Below are 20,047 nucleotides of genomic sequence, written 5' to 3'. Positions count from 1 at the left end.
TCGTAGGTGGCCCCACTGACAGCGCCGCGGCCGTACGCGTCCTACTGGCACACCGTCCCGGCCGCGGGCACGCGTCCTTCCAGCAAGTACGCGTCGACGGCGCCCTTCACGCACGTGCTGGTCGCGTTGTACGCCCCGTGCCCCTGGCCCCGGTAGGTCACCTCGACGCCGACGCCCGGCCCGAGCGCGTCGACCATCGCCTTGGCGCCCTCGTACGGGGTGGCGGGGTCACCGGTGTTGCCGATGACGACGATCGGCGGGGCGCCCGGTGCCGAGACGTCGGGGTGGCTCCACGTGCCGGGGACGGGCCAGTCCGTGCAGCTGATCATGCCCCAGCCCAGGTAGTCGCCGAAGACCGGTGACGCCTCGTGGAACGCGGGCAGTTCGGCCTTCGTCTGAGCCACCGAGTAGCGGTCCTTGGAGTCCACGCAGCTGATGGCGTTGAACGCGGCGCCCGAGTTGCTGTACTGGCCGTTCGCGTTGCGGCCGGTCATCGCGTCGGAGAGGGCGAGCAGCAGGGAGCCGTCGCCGCCGTCCGCCTCGCTGACGCCAGCCTCCAGGTACTCCCAGAACTCCTGCGAGTACAGGGACTGCGCGATGCCGTTCAGCGCCTGCGTCTGGGTCAGCTCCCGGCCGCTGCCGGTGGGGATGGGCTGTCGGTCGAGCCGGTCCAGCAGGCCGATGATGCCGGCCTCCACCTCCTCGACGGTGGTGCCGGGCAGCAGGCACTCGTCGCCGCGGTCCACGCAGTCCCGGGCGAAGTTGTCGAGGGCGAGTTGGAAGCCCTTCGCCTGGCCCAGGGAGCTCTGCTCGGAGTCCTTGGTGGGGTCGACGACGGCGTCGAAGACGGCCCGGCCCACGTTCTTGGGGAAGAGGTGGGCGTAGACGCCGCCGAGTTCGGTGCCGTACGAGACCCCGAAGTAGTGCAGCTTGTCGTCCCCCAGCACCTGGCGCATCAGGTCCATGTCCCGGGCCGCGTTGAGGGTGCCGACGTGCGGGAGGGCATCGCCGGAGTTCTTCTTGCAGGCCGTCGCGTAGGACTTCAGGCCCTTCTGGTACGCCGTGATCTCGGCGTCGTCGTCGGGGGTGGCGTCCAGGGCGTAGAAGGCGTCGAGCTGCTTGTCGTCCTCGCACACCACGCCGGCGCTGCGGCCGACCCCGCGCGGGTCGAAGCTCACCAGGTCGTAGCGGGTGTTCAGGGCGACGTAGTCGGTCGCGGCGGCGGGCAGGGTGGCGACGCCGGAGCCGCCGGGGCCGCCGAAGTTGAAGACCAGCGAGCCGATGCGGTCCGCCTCGCGGGTGGCCTTCGCCCGGATGAGTGCCAGCTCGATCGTCTTGCCGCCCGGGTCGGCGTAGTCGAGGGGCGCGTCCATGAAGGAGCACTCCCACTCCGAGCCGCCGGGCAGGGGGGCCGGCGCCGGGCCGCCGCCCTCGGCCTCGGACGGTGCCGGACACGGCTTCCACGTCAGTTTCTGCTCGGTGAGCTTCTTGCCCAGCGGCGAGGCGCCGGTCTCGGGGGAGACCGTGCTCGCCTTCCCGCCCGCCGGATCCTTCCGCTTGCCCGTCTCGCCGCTCTCGGCACAGCCCGCCGCCAGCAGCACGGAGAGGGAGGCGACGAGGGCGGCGGCGCGGACGGCGCTGGCGGTGGTCGGCATGCCGCCATCGTGCGCGGTGCCGCCGCCGGGCGCCCCCGCGGCGGTCCATGCGGGTGGTTTCCGACCGGGCTCCACCAGAGGGCCTGCTAGAGGGAACCCCGGCGCGTGAGGTGGTTGAAGGCGAACCAGCCGGGCAGTACGGGCAGCCACAGCGTCAGGATCCGGTACAGCAGCACCGCCGCGGTCGCCACGTCCCGCGGCACCCCCGCGGCGATCAGGCCGAGGATCAGTGCGCCCTCGACCGTGCCCACGCCGCCGGGCGTCGGCGCGGCCGACCCCAGCGCGTTGCCGGCCAGGAAGACCACCGCGAGGCTCGCGTAACTCAGCGGCTGTTCGCCGTCGTTGAACGCCCGGATCGAGGCGTCCAGGCACATCACGAAGGCGAAGGTCAGCAGGAGCTGCCCGCCGATGCCCGTCAGCAGCTTGCCCGGCCGCTGGAGCACGTCCAGCATCCGCGGCACGACGCCGGCGAACAGCGACCGCAGCCGCGTCGAGACGAACTTGCGCAGGAACGGGATCGCGGTCACCACCAGCACGAGGACCGCGACCGTCAGCAGCCCGGCGATCACCGTCCTGGACGGGCTCAGGGACGGCGTCTTCTCGGTGCCGGTGAGGTAGCCGAAGGTCAGCAGGAGCAGGATGTGCGCGCCGAGGCCGAAGAGCTGCGCCGCACCGACGCTGGCGACCGCGAGCCCGGGCCGTACGCCCGAACGCTGGAGGAACCGGGTGTTCAGCGCGACGCCGCCGACCGCCGCCGGCGCGACGATCTTGACGAAGGAGCCGGCGACCTGGGCGAGGACCGTCTTGGGGAACGGCACGCGCTCGGGCACGAAGCCCAGCAGGCTCATCGCCGCCGCCACGTAGCTGAGCACCGAGAACGCGGCCGCGACCGCCACCCACACCCACTGGGTGCTGCCGAAGTCGGCGGCGAGGTTGTTGCCCGCGATCTGGGAGAGCAGGAAGTACGCCGCGATCGCGCCCGCGATCAGGCTCACCAACGTCCGTGGCCGGATGCGTTCGAGCCGGACCGGCTCCACCGGTGCCTGGGGGCGGATCAGCAGCACCTGATGCCGGATCTGGGTGAGCAGGTCCTCCTCGCGGGCCTCGTCGAGCGCTTCGTCTATGGCCCGTTTGTTGGCCTGCTTCTCCGCCCGCTCGGACTTCCGCACGGCCTTCTTGGCGGCCGCGGCCGTGCGCTCGCCGGCCGCTTCGGCGCGGGCGCGGCGATCCGCGGCGGACGCCTCCAGGACGGCCTCCCGCTCCCGCTCGGCCCGCTCCCGGGCCAGCTTGCGCAGGGTCGCCCGGGTGGAGCGGCTGAGCGCGATCGGCTGGAGCAGCGGCAGACAGTCCGCGACGGCATCGGGGCCCAGCACCTCCAGGGCGCCGGAGACCGCGCGCTCGGCGCCGACCCGCAGCCCGATGGTGACCAAGAGCTGGGCGACGTCCATCCGCAGCACCAGGTCCCCCGCGGCGATCTCACCGCCCCTGAGGTCCGTGAGGATGACCTTGCCGGAACGATCCACCAGGATGGCGTCGCCGGTCAGCCTGCGGTGCGCGATCCGACGCGACTGCAACGCCTTGACCTGGCGCCAGGCCCCCCGGACCACGTCGTCGGTGATCTCCTCGTCCGCCATGTCGTCCAGGCTGCGCCCGCCCAGGTGCTCGTACACGAGCATCACGGCGTCCGGGCCCAACTCGGAGGTGGCGATCAGTTTGGGCGCGTTCGCGCCGGCCGCGATCGCCGCGTACGCGAGCAGCGCCTCCTGCTCCAGGGCCTGGCGCAGGGACTGGAGCGAGGAGCGGCGGGTGGTGATGCTGCGCAGCGTCAGCCGGCGCCACAGCCGGTAGAAGAAGCCGTGCGCCTGCTGCTCGCGGTCGACGACCGTGACGTCGAGCGGCGGCCCGGTCTCCAGGGTGACGAGGTAGCGGCGGCCGCGGTCGCCCTGCTCGGCGCCGCCGCTGCCGGCGGAGCGCAGCGGGGAGGACTCCGGCACGTCCTCGGCGCGCATCGCGGTGACGGGGCGGAAGCCGACGTGGCGCAGGCCCGCCAGCAGGGTCTGCCCGGTGGGGCGCACGTTCGGCGAGCCCACCGCGTAGAGCGTGCCGTACGCCACGGTCCAGCCCAGCAGCACGGTCAGGATGATCGAGAACGGCGTGGTGTACCCGGCGACGAGCATCGCGAAGGCGTCCAGCAGCAGCACCACCCACAGCACGACCCGCCAGCGGGGTCTGCGGGCCATCCCGACGGCCGTCATGTACGCGATGACGGGGGCCAGGTAGCCGTGGACGGGGTCGGTGAGCCCGCCGCTCTGGGACTGGGTGAGCGCGTCCTGGATGCTGGCGGGCGCCACCCGGGCGACCCAGAGGTCGGTGGCGAGGGTGACGCCGTGGGCGAGCACGGCCGCGAGGACGCCGTCGGCGATGCGCAGCCCGTCCCGTTTGATCAGGCGTTCGATCGCGAAGGCGATGGGGACGAGCAGGACGGCGATGGAGGACACCAGGCCGGCCAGCTTGACCAGGAGGTCGGGGGCCTGGCCGGTGCCCTTGTTGATGTCGTTCTCCAGGCCCGTGGTGGTGCCCTGGGCGAACGCGGCGATGGCGAGGACGACGGCGATCGCGAGGATGCCGACCAGGAAGCGCATCAGGTCGGAGGGGCGGTGGACGCGGGCGGCGAGCAGGGGCTCGTCGCCGGACACGCTGTCGACGCCGTCCGTGCAGGCGGCGTCCTTGCCGCGCTTGCCCTCCTTGCCGCCCTTCTCGCCCCTGTTGTGCTTGTCGTCCTCGGGGGTGGCGGAGGCGTCTCGGGCACCGTCGACGTCGGGGGTGCGGCCGGCCGCACCCCCGTGCCGGCCGTTGTCGCCGCTGTCGGCGCCGGCGTCGTCTGCGTGCTTCTTGTCCTCGATCGGTCCTACGTCCTTGGTGGGGGGCGCCTTCCTGGACGGGGCGCCGTCGGCGGGTGCGGCGGGGTTGCCGGGACCCGTGTGCTCCCGGTGGTCCCCGCTGTCGGTCCGGTCCGGCCCGGTCCCGGAGGGGTCAGCCGTCGTCCCGGGCTGCACGCCCTCCCCCTTTCGCCGTCTCGGTCTCTTCCTGCTCTTCCTGCTGCTCGTCCTGAGCGCGCCTCACCGGTCACCGTCCGCACGATCCTGGCACGACCGGACGCCGGGCGAAGGCATCAGGGGGCATCGCGTGGACGTCGCCCGGATGATACTTCGGCTTTTGTCTGCTTTGCCGCTCGTGGTGGTCCGTACCATCCGCAAGTGCCCGGGCCTTGGCGGCGTCGGCAGCTCTGGCAGCTCTGGCAGCTCTGGCAGCTCTGTCGGTGGGGTGGGGCAGGATGGGTCGGATGGAAGAGCTTCCGGAGTACGCGGAGCGGGTCCTCGACGTCACGGAGCAGATCCCGCCCGGCCGCGTGATGACGTACGGCGACATCGCCGAGTGGCTCGGCGAGGGCGGGCCGCGCCAGGTCGGTCGCGTCATGGCGCTGTACGGCGGCGCCGTGCCCTGGTGGCGCGTGGTCCGCTCGGACGGCACGCTGCTGCCCGGCCACGAGCTGGACGCCCTCGGGAACTACCGCGCGGAGGGCACCCCGCTGCGCGAGGCCCCGCCCGGCGCCGAGGGGCACGTACCGCGCCTGGACATGAAGCGGGCCCGGTGGGACGGCGGCGGTGGCGGTGGTGCGGTGGACGACGCTCACATATGACAGCTTCCGGTACGACGGCCTCCGGCACGCGACGGGGGAACGGGCGGGGCCGGTGCCGTACGGAGTACGGAACGGACCGCGCCACGGAGCACGGCGGCGGGGAACGGCGGTCCGAGCGCGTGGTGACCCCGGCGCCGGGTGCAGCCGGGCGCACGGCGGCGGCGAGGTAGCGTCGTCGGGGCGCGGCCCCGGCCGCGCGGGGAAGGGCCGACGCGACTCCGCCCGTCCCTCCACCCACTGTGACCCCGTCCGTTTCCGCTTCCTCTGCTGCTTCTCCTTCACTCCCTGCTCCATCAGCACCACCACACCCACCAGGACCAGCGATCCACGTGACCTCCTCCTCCACCACAGGGCGCACGCCGCACCCGCGACAGGGGCGGCAGGGGGGCTTCCCGCGCCCGCAGGGGCACCGAGGACGTGGCACGAGTGCGTACCGGCTGGTCCGCACTCCGCTCGGGGCCGCAGACCCCCTCCGTCTGGACGCCGCGCAGCGCGCCGTGGTTGACCACGGCCACGGCCCCCTGCTCGTCCTCGCCGGTCCCGGCACCGGCAAGACGACCACCCTCGTCGAGGCGGTCGCGGCCCGGCTGGCCAAGGGCGCCGATCCCGAACGGATCCTGGTCCTCACCTTCAGCCGCAAGGCGGCCGTGGAACTGCGGGACCGGATGGCGCTGCGCCTCGGCGGCGCGCGCGGCCCGCAGGCCACCACGTTCCACTCCTTCTGCTACGCCCTGGTCCGCGCCCACCAGGACGCCGAGCTGTTCGCCGAGCCGCTGCGGCTGCTGTCGGGCCCCGAACAGGACGTCGCCGTGCGCGAGCTGCTCACCGGCCAGCTCGACCTGGAGCGCGAGGGGCTGGCCCGCAACCGCTGGCCCGACGAGCTGCGGGCCTGTCTGACCACCCGCGGCTTCGCCGACGAGGTGCGCGCGGTGCTCGCCCGCAGCCGGGAGCTGGGCCTGGACCCCGAGTCCCTGACGCGGTTCGCCGCCCGCACCGGGCGGCGCGACTGGCGGGCCGCGGCGTCCTTCCTCGCGGAGTACCTGGACGTCCTCGACATGCAGGGCGTCCTGGACTACGCCGAACTGGTGCACCGGGCGGTGCTCCTCGCCGAGCGCACGGCGCCCGCGCGCTCCTTCCCGTACGACTTCCCCTACGACGCGGTGTTCGTGGACGAGTACCAGGACACCGACCCGTCGCAGGTCCGGCTGTTGCGGGCGCTCGTCGGCGGCGGCCGGACCCTGGTCGCCTTCGGCGACCCCGACCAGTCGATCTACGCCTTCCGCGGCGCCGACGTGAACGGCATCCTCGACTTCCCGGCCGCCTTCCCGCGCGCGGACGGCGCCCCGGCGGGCGTCGCCGTCCTCACCGCGTCCCGGCGCAGCGGCGAAACGCTGCTCGAAGCGACCCGGCTGCTCACCCGGCGGATGCCGCTGACCCGGCTGCCCGGCGACAAGGTCCGCGCCCACCGGGACCTCGCCGCGACGCGCGGCGGCGGGCGGGTGGAGGCGTACACCTACCCCACGGCCTCCGCCGAGTTGGACAACGTCGCCGACATCCTCCGCCGGGCCCATCTGGAAGACGGCGTTCCGTGGCACGACATGGCGGTCCTCGTCCGCGCGGGCAACCGCACCATCCCTGCGATCCGCCGCGCCCTGACGTCGGCCGGGGTGCCGCTGGAGGTCGACGGAGCGGACGTGCCGCTGCGCCACGAACCCGCGGTCGCACCGCTGCTGACGGCGCTGCGCGCGGTGGCGACGCAGCCCACTGACGGTGCCGACGGCGACGTGGACGACGTGGATGGCACGGACGGCGAGGGCAGCGAAGTAGGCGACGAGAGCGAAGTAGGCGACGAGGGCGACGAGGGCGGGGCATCGGGCGGCTGGCTCGACGTCGAGACCGCCCTGACCCTGCTCAGCTCCCCCCTCGGCGGGATGGACGCCGCCGACCTGCGCAAGCTCGGCCGCGCCCTGCGTGACGAGGAGCGGGCCGCGGGCAACCGCCTGCCGCCGCCGTCCGACCTGCTGATCGCCCGCGCCGTCGCCGAACCGGAACGGCTGGTCGCGCACGACCCTTCGTACGCCCGCCGTGCACAGGAGCTGGGGCGGCTGCTCGCCAAGGCCCGCGCCGTCCTCGACGGCGGCGGCACGGCGGAGGAGACCCTGTGGACGCTGTGGAACGGCACGTACTGGCCGCAGCGGCTGGAGAACGCCGCCCTGCGCGGCGGCGCGGCCGGGCGCAACGCGGACCGCGACCTGGACGCCGTGTGCGCGCTGTTCGACACCGCGGCGCGGGCCGAGGAGCGCACCGGCGGGCGCGGCGCGCTCAACTTCATCGAGGAGATCGAGGCCCAGGACATCGCCGCGGACACCCTCTCCGGCCGCCAGGAGCGCCCCGACGCGGTGCGCCTGATGACCGCGCACCGCTCCAAGGGGCTGGAGTGGCGCGTGGTGGTGGTCGCCGGGGTGCAGGAGGGGCTCTGGCCCGACCTGCGCCGCCGCGGCTCGCTCCTGGAGGCCGACCGCATCGGCCGCGACGGCCTCGCCGAACCGCTCACCCCCGGCGCGCTGCTGGCCGAAGAGCGACGGCTCTTCTACGTCGCCGCCACCCGCGCGCGCGAGCGTCTCGTCGTCACCGCGGTCCAGGCGCCCGCGGACGACGGCGACCAGCCGTCCCGCTTCCTGGCCGAGCTCGGCGTCACCCCGGTCGCCGTGGCCGGTCGCCCCCGTCGCCCCCTCGCCGTCGCCGCGCTCGTCGCCGAGCTGCGCGCCACGACCGTCGACCCCGAAGCGTCGCCCGCACTGCGGGACGCCGCCGCCCGACGGCTGGCCAAGCTCGCCGCGCTCCAGGACGACGAGGGACTGCCGCTCGTCCCCGCGGCGCACCCGCAGCGCTGGTGGGGCCTGCACGAGCCCACCGAGAGCAGCGCCCCGTTGCGCGACCGCGAACGGCCCGTCGCCCTGTCCGGCAGCGCCCTGGACCAGCTCGCCAACACCTGCGCGCTCCAGTGGTTCCTGGGGCGCGAGGTACGGGCGGACGAGCCCGCCACCGTCGCACAGGGCTTCGGCAACGTGATCCACGTCCTCGCCGACGAGGTCGCCTCCGGCCGCACCCCGGCCGACCTCGCCGTCCTGATGGAACGCCTCGAATCGGTCTGGGACTCGCTCGCCTTCGACGCGCCCTGGAAGTCCGAGCAGGAGAAGCGGCACGCGCGCGCGGCGATCGAGCGCTTCCTGCGCTGGCACGTGATGGACCGCGGCGGGCGCGTCCCCGCGGCGACGGAGCGCGAGTTCGACGTGACGCTGGAGGCGGGTGAGTACGAGGTGCGGATCCGCGGCTCCATGGACCGCGTCGAACGGGACGCGCAGGGCAGGGCGTACGTCGTCGACTTCAAGACCGGCAAGCAGGCGCCGACGGGCGACGAGGTCGCACGCCATCCGCAGCTCGCGGTCTACCAGCTCGCGGTGCGCGAGGGCGCGGTCGACGAGGTCTTCGACGGCCGCCGCCCCGAGCCCGGCGGCGCCGAACTGGTCCACCTCCGCCAAGCGGCCCCCCAGAAGGAGGGCGGCGACGCGTCCCCCAAGGTCCAGGCGCAGGAGCCCCTCACGGGCGAATGGGTCGGCGACCTCCTCGCCACCGCGGCGGGCCGCGTCCTCGACGAACGCTTCACCCCCACGACCGGCCCCCACTGCACGACCTGCACCTTCCGCAACTCGTGCACGGCCCAACCCGAGGGCCGCCACGTGGTGGAGTGACCTCCTGGCACCCCTCCGGGCTGCGGCGCTCCCGAGACCCCCACGGGCTGCCCGGTCCCGGCCCGCGTTCTGGCCGTACCTGTACTGCTGTCCCGGCGACTGCGACCAGCCACAGACGGGCGGCAGACGCCGTCACTGCACACTCATCACGGCGCCACCGCGCCTGCTGAGGCAACGGCATTGCCTTTAGTGGGCAGGGGCAGGACTGCGCGGCCAACCACAGACGGCCCGCAGAGACCAATGCATCCGCGCCGCAACGGCGAGGCCGTCCACCTCCCCCTGTCACACCCGCCGCTTAGCCTTTTCCCGTGACCGCGCCCCGTCTCCGTGACCCCGAGCAGCTCAAGGAGCTCCTCGGCATTCCCTTCACGCCCGAGCAGATCGCCTGCATCACCGCGCCCCTCGCGCCGCAGGTCATCGTCGCCGGGGCCGGGTCGGGGAAGACGACGGTCATGGCCGCGCGGGTGGTCTGGCTCGTCGGGACGGGACAGGTCGCGCCCGAGCAGGTCCTCGGGCTGACGTTCACCAACAAGGCCGCCGGCGAGCTCGCCGAGCGCGTCCGGACCGCCCTCGTCCGCGCCGGCGTCACCGATCCCGACGTGATCGACCCGGACGATCCGCCCGGCGAGCCCCGCATCTCCACGTACCACGCGTTCGCCGGACAGCTCCTCACCGACCACGGCCTGCGCATCGGGCTCGAACCCACCGCGCGGCTCCTCGCCGACGCCACCCGCTACCAGCTCGCCGCCCGAGTGCTGCGCGAGGCACCGGGGCCGTACCCCGCGCTGACCCGCTCGTTCCCCACCCTCGTCAGCGATCTGCTCGCGCTCGACGCCGAGCTGTCGGAGCACCTGGTGGACCCCGAGCGCCTCGCCGCGTACGACGCGGAACTCGCCGAAACGCTGAGCGGCAGCGCCGACGGCGTCCGGCTCAGCAACGCCGAGCTGCGCAAGATCCCCGACGCCGTCGCCGCCCGCCGCGAGCTGCTGGACCTGACCGTCCGCTACCGCCGGGCCAAGCGCTCCCGCGAGCTGCTGGACTTCGGCGACCAGATCGCGCTGTCCGCGCAGCTCGCGCTGGGCCGGCCGGAGACGGGCCGGATCCTGCGGGACGAGTTCCGCGTCGTCCTGCTCGACGAGTACCAGGACACGTCCGTCGCCCAGCGCCTACTGCTCTCCGGACTCTTCGGACGGGGCCGGGGCGCCGGGCACGCCGTGACCGCGGTCGGCGACCCCTGCCAGGCGATCTACGGCTGGCGCGGTGCGTCCGTGGCCAACCTCGACGACTTCCCCGAGCACTTCCCGCACCGCGACGGCACCCCCGCCACCCGGTACGCGCTCAGCGAGAACCGCCGCAGCGGAGGCCGGCTGCTCCAGCTCGCGAACGACCTCGCCGCTCCGCTGCGCGCCCGGCACGAGGGCGTGGCCGCGCTGCGCCCAGCCCCCGGAGCCGAAGCCGACGGCTCCGTCCGCATCGCCCTGCTGCCGACGCACTCGGAGGAGATCGCCTGGCTCGCCGACTCGATCGCCCACCTGGTGCGCACCGGCACGCCACCGGGCGAGATCGCCGTGCTGTGCCGCACCGCGGGCGACTTCCCCGAGATCCAGGGCGCACTGGTGGCGCGCGAGGTGCCGGTCGAGGTCGTGGGGCTGTCCGGGCTGCTGCACCTGCCGGAGGTGGCCGACCTGGTCGCCGTCTGCGAGGTCCTCCAGGACCCGGGGGCCAACGCCTCGCTCGTCCGGCTACTCACCGGCCCGCGCTGGCGGATCGGCGCACGGGACCTCGCGCTGCTCGGCCGACGGGCCCGGCTGCTGGTGCACCGGGCGGGGGCCGGCGACCCCGCCGCGGTCGACGAACGGCTCGCCGCCGCCGTCGAGGGCACCGACCCGGCCGAGGTGATCTCCCTCGCCGACGCGTTGGACACCTTCCTCGACCCGTACGCAGAGGCCGGCTCCGGCACGGCTCCGCGCGGGGACGACGGATTGCCGTTCTCCGCGGACGCCCGGGTGCGCTTCGCCCACCTGGCCGCGGAGCTGCGGGAGCTGCGCCGCTCCCTCGCCGACCCGCTGATGGACGTCCTGCACCGGGTCCTCGGCACCACCGGCCTCGACGTCGAGCTGTCCGCGTCCCCGCACGCGCTGGCCGCCCGCCGCCGGGAGACGCTGGCGAACTTCCTCGACGTCGCCGCCGGCTTCGCCGCGCTGGACGGCGAGGCCACACTGCTCGCCTTCCTCGGCTTCCTGCGCACCGCCGCCCAGTACGAGAAGGGCCTGGACAACGCCCTGCCGGGCGGCGAGAACACGGTGAAGATCCTCACCGCCCACAAGTCCAAGGGGCTGGAGTGGGACGTGGTCGCCGTCCCCGGGCTGGTCGCCGGGCAGTTCCCGAGCGACCGCGGACGGGAGGCGTGGACGTCCCACCCCCAGGTGCTGCCGCACGCACTGCGCGGCGACGCGGCCACCCTCCCGGACGTCACGGCTTGGGACGCCAAGGGGCTGAAGTCCTTCAAGGAGGCCATGAAGGACCACCAGCGCACGGAGGAACTGCGTCTCGGGTACGTGACCTTCACCCGCCCCCGCTCCCTCCTGCTCGGCTCGGCCCACTGGTGGGGCCCGACGCAGAAGCGCAGGCGGGGGCCGTCCGCGTTCCTCGACGCGCTGTACGAGCACTGCGCCGCTGGGCACGGGGAGATCGAGGCGTGGGCGGACGAGCCCGAGAAGGACGCGGAGAACCCCGCACTCCAGGAGACCGGGCCGGACCGGGCCTGGCCGCTGCCGCTGGACCCGGTCTCCCTCGCCCGCCGCAGGGAGGCGGCGCGGACCGTACTGGCGTACCTACGGGAACCGGCAGAGGAGCAGGCGCAGGAGCGCGGCGCCCCTGCTGAGGGGGGCGAGCTGTTCCCGGAGGGCCTGGACGACCTGGAGGCGCCGGACGACCTGGAGGAGCCTGCGTACGACCCGTACGACCCACCCGACGACCCCGGGACCGTACCCGTATCCGTACCGCACCAGGCGGACCCGCCCCCGCGCGAACACGACGCGGACCCCAGGGACCCCGGAGACCCCGGAGACCCCGGAGAGCTCACCCCGGAGGAGGCGCGCGCCATCGCCTCCTGGGACCGCGACCTCGACGCGCTCGCCGGTGAGCTGCGCCGCACCCGCGCCGCCGTGCGCGAAGTGCCCCTCCCGGCCGCCCTCACCGCGTCCCAACTGGTGCGCCTCGCCGAGGACGCCGACGGCTTCGCCCAGGAGCTGGCCCGCCCCATGCCGCGCCCGCCGCAGCCGGCGGCCCGCCGCGGCACCCGTTTCCACGCCTGGGTGGAGTCCCGCTTCGAGGCGCTGCCGCTGCCCCTGCTCGACCCGGACGAGTTGCCCGGCGACGACCGCGGCCCGGACGCCGTGGAGATCGACGACGAACGGGATCTGGCCGAGCTGAAGGAGGCGTTCGAGCGGACCCCGTACGCCCGGCGCACCCCGTACCGGGTCGAGTCGCCGTTCCAGATATCCCTGGGCGGCCGGGTCGTCCGGGGCCGCATCGACGCCGTGTACCGCACCCGGTCCGGTGCCGACGCCCCGGCCGGCGGGTACGAGATCGTCGACTGGAAGACGGGGCGGACCACGGCTGCCGACCCGCTCCAACTCGCTATCTACCGGCTCGCCTGGGCGGAGCAGCACGGGCTCGCGCCCGAGGACGTCGGCGCGGCGTTCGTCTTCGTGCGCAGCGGAGAGGTCGTCCGGCCGGCGTCGCTGCCCGGCCGTGCCGAGCTGGAACGCATCCTGCTGGGCGGCCCGCCGCAGCCGGCGCCCGGTCGGCCGGAGCCGGAGCCGGATCCGGCCGCGGGGCGGTGACCGAGGTGCGGACGGCTGCGGAGGGGGTCGGCGACGCCCGTTAGGCTCATACGCATGAGCGAGACCCCGGACAGCGCCGTCCGTACGTACGTCCAGCAGCACCGCGACGCCTTCCTCGGCGACCTCGCGGAGTGGCTGCGCATTCCTTCCGTGTCGGCCCAGCCCGAGCACGAGGGGGACGTGCGGCGCAGCGCCGAATGGCTCGCCGCCAAGCTGACGGAGACCGGGTTCCCCGTCGTCGAGGTGTGGCCGACGGCCGGGGCTCCCGCGGTGTTCGCGGAGTGGCCGTCGGACGATCCGCAGGCGCCGACCGTGCTCGTCTACGGGCACCACGACGTCCAGCCGGCGGAGCTGGCGGACGGCTGGCACTCGGACCCGTTCGAGCCGCGGTTCGCCGACGGCCGGCTCTACGCCCGGGGCGCCGCCGACGACAAGGGGCAGGTCTTCTTCCACACCCTGGGCCTGCGGGCCCATCTGGCCGCGACGGGCCGGACCGCGCCCGCCGTCCATCTGAAGCTGCTGGTCGAGGGCGAGGAGGAGGTCGGTTCGCCGCACTTCCGCGCCCTGATCGAGCAGCGCCTGCCGCAGCTCGCAGCGGACGTCGTGATGGTTTCCGACACCGGCATGTGGTCCGAGACCACGCCCACGGTCTGCACCGGGATGCGCGGCCTGGTGGACTGCGAGATCCAGCTCTACGGGCCGGAACAGGACATCCACTCCGGCGCCTTCGGCGGCGCGGTGCCCAACCCGGCGACCGTCGCCGCCCGGCTCGCGGGCGCGCTGCACGACGCCGACGAGCGCGTCGCGATCCCCGGCTTCTACGACGGCATCACCCCGCTGAGCGACGCCGAGCGCGAGCTCTTCGCCGAGTTGCCCTTCGACGAGGCGGAGTGGCTGAAGACGGCGCATTCCTCCGGCACGCTCGGCGAGGCCGGCTACTCGACCCTGGAGCGCATCTGGGCCCGGCCGACCGCCGAGGTCAACGGCATCGGCGGGGGCTACCAGGGCGCCGGCGGCAAGACGATCATCCCCGCTTCGGCGCTGCTGAAGCTGACGTTCCGGCTGGTCGAGGGGCAGCAGACGGACGCGATCGAGGTCGCGGTCAGCCGCTGGGTGGCGGAGCGCGTGCCCGACGGCATCCGCTACGACCTCACCTTCGCGGCCGCCACCCGCCCCTGCCTGACCCCGCTGGACCACCCGGCGCTCCAGTCCGTCGTACGGGCCATGGGCCGGGCCTTCGACGGCCAGAAGATCCGTTTCACGCGCACGGGCGGCTCCGGCCCCGCGGCCGACCTCCAGGACGTGCTGGGCGCGCCGGTGCTCTTCCTCGGGATCTCCGTACCGTCCGACGGCTGGCACGCGCCGAACGAGAAGGTGGAGGTGGAACTGCTCCTCAAGGGGGTGGAGACGGCCGCCCACCTGTGGGGGGACCTGGGACAGGCGCTGCGCTGAACCCCTGATCCGCATCGAGCCGAGCGCACCGAGCCGAGCCGAGCGCATCGAGTCGATCGTCGAGCAGTAGGACCGATCGCCGAGCTGCTCGACCGCTGAACCGCTGAACTGGAACCCGTCCGGGGGAGTTGGAAGCACGTGAGCACCGACAGCCAAGTCACCGCAGATCGGCCCATCAGCCTGACCGCCCCCTCGGGGATCGACCGCGAGGCGCACCACCGCCTCGACGAGGCGTGGCTCGCGGCTGCGTGGAGCCACCCGACGACGCGGGTGTTCGTGGTCTCCGGCGGCCGGGCGCTGATCGACGACACCCCCGACGGCCGCACCGAACTGGTCATGACCCCGACCTTCGAGGCGCCCGTCACCGAGACCCACCGCTACTTCCTCGGCACCGACGAGGACGGGGTGCGCTACTTCGCGCTCCAGAAGGACTCGCTGCCGGGCCGCATGGACCAGTCGGCGCGGCCCGCGGGGCTGCGGGAGGCGGGGCTGCTGCTGTCGCCGCGCGACGCCGGGCTGCTGGTGCACGCCGTCGCCCTGGAGAACTGGCAGCGCAACCACCGCTTCTGCTCGCGCTGCGGGGAGCGCACGGTCATCGCGGCGGCGGGGCACATCCGCCGCTGCCCGGCGTGCGGGGCGGAGCACTACCCGCGCACCGACCCGGCGGTGATCATGCTCATCACCGACGCCGATGACCGCGCCCTGCTCGGCCGGCAGGTGCACTGGCCGGAGGGGCGGTTCTCGACCCTCGCCGGCTTCGTCGAGCCGGGCGAGTCGATCGAGCAGGCGGTGCGGCGGGAGGCGAACGAGGAGGCGGGGGTGACCGTCGGCGCGGTCGACTACGTGGCGAGCCAGCCGTGGCCCTTCCCGTCGAGCCTGATGCTCGGCTTCACGGCCCGCGCCACCTCGGCGGAGATCACCGTGGACGGCGAGGAACTGCACGAGGCGCGCTGGTTCTCCCGCACGGAGCTGGCGTCCGCCTTCGCGTCGGGCGAAGTGCTGCCGCCGTACGGGATCTCCATCGCGGCCCGGCTGATCGAGACGTGGTACGGCCGGCCGCTGCCCCGACAGGGCGCCGCCGCGGCCTGACGCACGAGGCCCGCCCTCCGACGGGAGGGCGGGCCTTCGGGGCGCGGGGCCTTCGGCCCCGCGTCAGGCGCCGAGCGCCTGCTTGACCTGCGCGAGGCTCGGGTTCGTCATGACGACCTCGGCGCCGCCGCCGACGGGCACGACCTGGACGGTGGGCACCGTCTGGTTGCCGCCGTTCACCTTCTCCACGAAGGCGGCGGAGTCCGGGTCGTTCTCGATGTTGATCTCGCTGTACGCGATGCCCTCACGGTCCATCTGGCTCTTCAGTCGACGGCAGTAGCCGCACCACGTGGTGCTGTACATCGTCACGGTCCCCGACATCGTCGCTGGCTCCTCTGGCTCGCTGGGTCACGCTCGGTCTGGCTGGGGCGCCCTCGCACCCTCGCGGTGCGGCTCGCACCGCGTAGAACGTACGTGACCTGCTGACGATTCCCGTACCCGGTACCGGGTCCCCGCCCGTACCCGGTACCGGTCTGCGTCTCTGCCGGTGCGGGTCTGCGTCCGCATCCGGTGCGGGATCTGCGTCCGTGTCCGGTGCGGGGCCTCCCGGATCCCGCCGGGCGGACGGGCCGGCGTCCCTTCCGTCCCGGTACGACAATCCGGCGACGGCTGTGGACAACGGCCGCATCCGCCCCCCGAGACCTGGCAGCATGGCGGGGTGACAGCAGCAACGCACTCCTCCCTCTTCCCCCAGGTCCCCGCGTCCGCCGACGCGGTGCTCGAAGGGCTCGACCCCGAGCAGCGCGAAGTGGCGACCGCCCTGCACGGTCCGGTGTGTGTCCTCGCCGGCGCCGGCACGGGCAAGACGCGTGCGATCACCCACCGCATCGCCTACGGGGTGCGCGCGGGCATACTCCCGCCCGCCAGCGTGCTGGCCGTCACCTTCACCAACCGTGCCGCGGGCGAGATGCGCGGACGGCTCCGCCAGCTCGGCGCCGGCGGCGTCCAAGCGCGCACGTTCCACTCCGCCGCGCTGCGCCAGCTCCAGTATTTTTGGCCGAAAGCGATCGGTGGCGAGCTGCCCCGGCTGTTGGAGCGCAAGATCCAGCTCGTCGCGGAGGCCGCGGCCCGCTGTCGAATCCGGCTCGACCGCAATGAGCTACGTGATGTGACCAGCGAAATTGAGTGGGCGAAGGTCACCCAGACCGTCCCCGCCGACTACGCGGCCGCCGCCGCCAAGGCGCTGCGCGACATCCCTCGCGACCCATCGGAAATCAGCCAGATCTACGGGCTGTACGAGCAGCTCAAGCGTGATCGCGCGGTGATTGATTTCGAGGACGTGCTGCTGCTGACCGTCGGCATCCTCCAGGACCGCCACGACATCGCCGACCAGATCCGCCGCCAGTACCAGCACTTCGTCGTCGACGAGTACCAGGACGTCAGCCCCCTCCAGCAGCGCCTGCTGGACCTGTGGCTGGGCGACCGGGAGAGCCTGTGCGTCGTCGGCGACGCCAGCCAGACGATCTACTCCTTCACCGGCGCCACCCCCGACCACCTGCTGAACTTCCGCACCCGCCACCCCACGGCGACGGTCGTCAAGCTCGTCCGGGACTACCGCTCCACCCCCCAGGTCGTCCACCTGGCCAACGGCCTGCTCAGCCAGGCCCGCGGCCGGGCCGCCGAGCACCGCCTGGAGCTGATCTCCCAGCGGGACCCCGGCCCCGAGCCGGGCTACACGGAGTACGCGGACGAGCCCGCCGAAGCGGAGGGCACCGCCCACCGCATCCGCGACCTGATCGCCGCCGGCGTCCCCGCCGGCGAGATCGCCGTCCTCTACCGGATCAACGCCCAGTCGGAGGTCTACGAGCAGGCCCTCGCGGACGCCGGCGTGCCCTACCAGCTCCGCGGCGCCGAGCGCTTCTTCGAGCGCCAGGAGGTCCGGGAGGCCGGCATCGCCCTGCGCGGCGCCGCCCGCGCCGGCGGCAACGACGCCCTGCTGGACGACGCCGAGGACCTGCCGTCTCAAGTCCGCGCCGTTCTCTCCACCAAGGGCTGGACCAGCGAACCTCCGGCGGGCTCGGGCGCCGTCCGCGACCGCTGGGAGTCGCTGGCCGCCCTGGTGCGCCTCGCCGAGGACTTCGCCCGGGCCAAGGAGGACGCCACCCTCGCCGACCTGGTCGCCGAGCTGGACGAGCGCGCCGCGGCCCAGCACGCCCCCACGGTCCAGGGCGTCACCCTGGCCTCGCTCCACGCGGCCAAGGGTCTGGAGTGGGACGCGGTGTTCCTCGTCGGGCTCACCGAAGGCATGATGCCGATCACCCACGCCAAGACCGACGAACAGGTCGAGGAGGAGCGCCGGCTCCTCTACGTCGGCGTCACCCGCGCCCGGCTCCATCTGTCGCTGTCCTGGGCGCTGTCCCGGGCCCCCGGCGGCCGCGCCTCCCGCCGCCCCACCCGCTTCCTGAACGGGCTGCGGCCCGGCTCCGCCGCCCCGGGCTCCCGGGGCGCCGGCGGGGCGGGCGGCGTCGAGCGCGGCAGCCGTCGCAAGCGCCGCGGCCCCGTGCTGTGCCGGGTCTGCGGCAAGACGCTCACGGACGCCGGCGAGATGAAGCTGATGCGCTGCGAGGACTGCCCCTCCGACATGGACGAGGGGCTGTACGAGCGGCTGCGCGAGTGGCGCTCCGACCAGGCGAAGCAGCTCGGCCAGCCCGCCTACTGCGTCTTCACCGACAAGACGCTCATGGCCATCGCCGAAGCCGTCCCGGACGACGAGGGCGAGCTGTCCATGATCGCTGGCGTCGGCGCCCGCAAACTGGACCGCTTCGGAGCCGACGTCCTCGCCATCTGCGCAGGCCAGGACGTGGAGACCGAGTCGGAGGAGTCCTGAGAAAAACTCGTCGGAAAAATAGTTTGCGCATGCCCCGACCGTCCCCATAGGTTCTTAACCACGAGAACAGGCGCTTCTCTGAAGCCCTGTCCTCGTGATGTACTTATCCGAATACGCGTGACCGGCCCCGGCCGGTCCCCGAGACGCCGAGAGGAGGCGAGTCCAGTGATCACCAACAACACCAGCTTCATCAACTTCCAGTCCATGGCCGATCGCTCGGCCGTCGTCTCCGTCTGCTCGCTCGGCTTCTCGACGTCGCTGCTCGCTGCCAATGGCACCCGCTTCGGCAAGGGCACCGGTATGTCCGGCGGCCTGGCCGGCGCTCCCGCCATCTCCATGGCCGGACGTCTCCCCGTTCTGCGCGAGGAGCGCGCCGAACGACCGACGAAGGCACTGGAAGCAGGACTGGCACAGGCCCGGGTCTATGCCTTTGCGGCAGCCAGTGCCGTCACCCCGAAGCAGACGCAGCACCACACCAAGTGGGCCTTCCGTGGGCTCGAACCCTGGAGCGATCCAGCCTGACACGATCAGGCCGGCGCCTTCAGGGCCGCGGAATCCCACTCGGGATCCGCGGCCCTTCTGCTTTCCCCGGTCGGGAAAGCAGCCCCAGGGGCCTCGGGACAGCAACACCCGGTACCAGCCCCCCGGATCCGTCGGGGGACCACCAACCGGCCACCGGCCGGACCGACAAGACGAGGAAAGACACCACCGTGCAACTCGAAGCGCACGCCCCGTCCGTACCGCCTGCCCAGACGCTCTCCCCGCCCGCCCACACGGAGGACCCCGCTTTGACCGCGCCGACCGCGCCCACCGCCCTGACCGCACTCGACGACGCCATCGAGAACCTCGACGTGCCCGTCCCGTGCCGCTCCTACGACCCGGAGGTCTTCTTCGCCGAGTCGCCGGCCGACGTCGAGTACGCCAAGTCCCTCTGCCGCACCTGCCCGCTGATGGAGGCGTGCCTCGCCGGCGCCAAGGACCGGCGTGAGCCCTGGGGCGTCTGGGGCGGAGAGCTCTTCGTCCAGGGCGTCGTCGTCGCCCGCAAGCGGCCCCGTGGTCGTCCGCGCAAGAACCCGGTCTCGGCATGAACGCCAACGGAACCATCGACCGTCCCTACGCGCACGATCCCCTTCAGAAGCAGGACCCCATGCCCCCTTCCACGAACGAGCCTTCGGGCTCCGCGACTCCAGCAGTGACCATCACCGGCGCGACCGCCTCGCGTCAGAACAGGACCCGCGCCATGCAACTCATCCCAGAAGCCCTCGCCCGTGCGCATATGCACGAGCGCCTACGTGAAGCCGAGACGGAACGTCGAGCGGTGCACCTGATCACCGCCCGCCGCATGCAGCGCCGCGCCGAGCGCGTTTCGATGCGTGCCCGTCGCGCGCTCGCCATGGCCGTCATGAACTGACGCGCCACCGGCTGACGCCAACACCCACCACACGGGGGCCGTTCCTAACGGATCGGCCCCCGCGGTGCGTTGCCCCCGCCCCGCTCCTCGGTGGGGTTATCGTCACGACGTGGAACAGCAGCAGAACCCCCTCCCGGACGGGAAGGGCGCCACCGTCGTGTGCGCCCGGTGCGGCAAGAAGGCCAAGGGAGCCCAGCCCACCTGGACCTGTTCGGTGGAGAACCGCACCCGCCGCTACTTCTGCGACGAATGCGCCCGCGCCAACATCAGAGCGATCGAAGGCCGCCTCGACTCCGCCTGGTGGTAGCGCCAC

At 73.4% G+C, this 20,047-nt stretch carries 13 protein-coding genes; 10 read left to right on the top strand and 3 right to left on the bottom strand.

The window, feature by feature from the left end:
* Nucleotides 1-41: 41 nt before the first annotated feature.
* Together ACH4E8_RS02575 and ACH4E8_RS02570 are read right to left on the bottom strand one after the other, a co-directional pair.
* Nucleotides 42-1,655, bottom strand: a complete 1,614-nt coding sequence (locus tag ACH4E8_RS02575) for an alpha/beta hydrolase (protein WP_398443596.1) — start codon at nt 1,653-1,655, stop codon at nt 42-44.
* An 86-nt stretch (nt 1,656-1,741) separates the two neighbouring features.
* Nucleotides 1,742-4,711, bottom strand: a complete 2,970-nt coding sequence (locus ACH4E8_RS02570) for a lysylphosphatidylglycerol synthase domain-containing protein (protein WP_398443594.1) — start codon at nt 4,709-4,711, stop codon at nt 1,742-1,744.
* 287 nt (nt 4,712-4,998) lie between these two features.
* On the opposite strand from ACH4E8_RS02570, the gene ACH4E8_RS02565 reads away from it, so the two are divergent.
* From ACH4E8_RS02565 to nudC, 5 genes are all read left to right on the top strand, one after another.
* Nucleotides 4,999-5,355: an MGMT family protein gene (locus ACH4E8_RS02565; RefSeq protein WP_398443592.1), complete on the top strand. Its 357-nt coding sequence runs from the start codon at nt 4,999-5,001 to the stop codon at nt 5,353-5,355.
* A 329-nt stretch (nt 5,356-5,684) separates the two neighbouring features.
* On the top strand, nt 5,685-9,107 hold the full coding sequence (locus ACH4E8_RS02560; protein ID WP_398443591.1) for an ATP-dependent helicase: 3,423 nt from the start codon (nt 5,685-5,687) through the stop codon (nt 9,105-9,107).
* A gap of 308 nt (nt 9,108-9,415) precedes the next feature.
* Nucleotides 9,416-12,955 (top strand): ATP-dependent DNA helicase, encoded by a 3,540-nt coding sequence (locus ACH4E8_RS02555; RefSeq protein ID WP_398443589.1) that lies wholly within the window; start codon nt 9,416-9,418, stop codon nt 12,953-12,955.
* Nucleotides 12,956-13,009: 54 nt separating this feature from the next.
* Nucleotides 13,010-14,407, top strand: a complete 1,398-nt coding sequence (locus ACH4E8_RS02550; protein WP_398443587.1) for a dipeptidase — start codon at nt 13,010-13,012, stop codon at nt 14,405-14,407.
* Between the two features lie 138 nt (nt 14,408-14,545).
* Nucleotides 14,546-15,496, top strand: a complete 951-nt coding sequence (gene nudC / locus ACH4E8_RS02545) for an NAD(+) diphosphatase (protein ID WP_398443585.1) — start codon at nt 14,546-14,548, stop codon at nt 15,494-15,496.
* Nucleotides 15,497-15,559: 63 nt separating this feature from the next.
* Here the strand turns inward: nudC and ACH4E8_RS02540 are convergent, their stop codons facing one another.
* Nucleotides 15,560-15,817, bottom strand: coding sequence for a mycoredoxin (locus ACH4E8_RS02540; RefSeq protein WP_361963903.1), 258 nt, complete (start codon nt 15,815-15,817; stop codon nt 15,560-15,562).
* A 337-nt stretch (nt 15,818-16,154) separates the two neighbouring features.
* Here ACH4E8_RS02540 and ACH4E8_RS02535 point away from each other — a divergent pair, with 337 nt between their 5' ends.
* The 5 genes from ACH4E8_RS02535 to ACH4E8_RS02515 all read left to right on the top strand — a co-directional run bounded on the left by ACH4E8_RS02535 (nt 16,155) and on the right by ACH4E8_RS02515 (nt 20,041).
* Nucleotides 16,155-18,323 (top strand): ATP-dependent DNA helicase UvrD2, encoded by a 2,169-nt coding sequence (locus ACH4E8_RS02535; RefSeq protein ID WP_398443583.1) that lies wholly within the window; start codon nt 16,155-16,157, stop codon nt 18,321-18,323.
* A gap of 165 nt (nt 18,324-18,488) precedes the next feature.
* Nucleotides 18,489-18,845 carry a hypothetical protein gene (locus tag ACH4E8_RS02530; RefSeq protein WP_398443581.1) on the top strand — a complete coding sequence of 119 codons (357 nt, stop codon included), beginning with the start codon at nt 18,489-18,491 and terminating at the stop codon, nt 18,843-18,845.
* A 188-nt stretch (nt 18,846-19,033) separates the two neighbouring features.
* A complete protein-coding gene (locus tag ACH4E8_RS02525) occupies nt 19,034-19,411 on the top strand; it encodes a WhiB family transcriptional regulator (protein WP_361529502.1) in 378 nt (125 codons plus the stop codon).
* Nucleotides 19,408-19,734, top strand: coding sequence for a hypothetical protein (locus ACH4E8_RS02520; RefSeq protein WP_398443579.1), 327 nt, complete (start codon nt 19,408-19,410; stop codon nt 19,732-19,734). Before ACH4E8_RS02525 ends, ACH4E8_RS02520 begins: the two co-directional genes overlap by 4 nt.
* Nucleotides 19,735-19,843: 109 nt before the next feature.
* Nucleotides 19,844-20,041, top strand: coding sequence for a hypothetical protein (locus tag ACH4E8_RS02515; RefSeq protein WP_398443577.1), 198 nt, complete (start codon nt 19,844-19,846; stop codon nt 20,039-20,041).
* Nucleotides 20,042-20,047 lie beyond the last annotated feature (6 nt).

The organism is Streptomyces sp. NPDC017979 (genome assembly GCF_044328175.1).
In the GTDB taxonomy this organism is placed as follows: Bacteria; Actinomycetota; Actinomycetes; order Streptomycetales; family Streptomycetaceae; genus Streptomyces.
The sequence above is the reverse complement of the archived record's forward strand: the minus strand, read 5'-3'. Positions and strand labels throughout refer to the sequence as shown.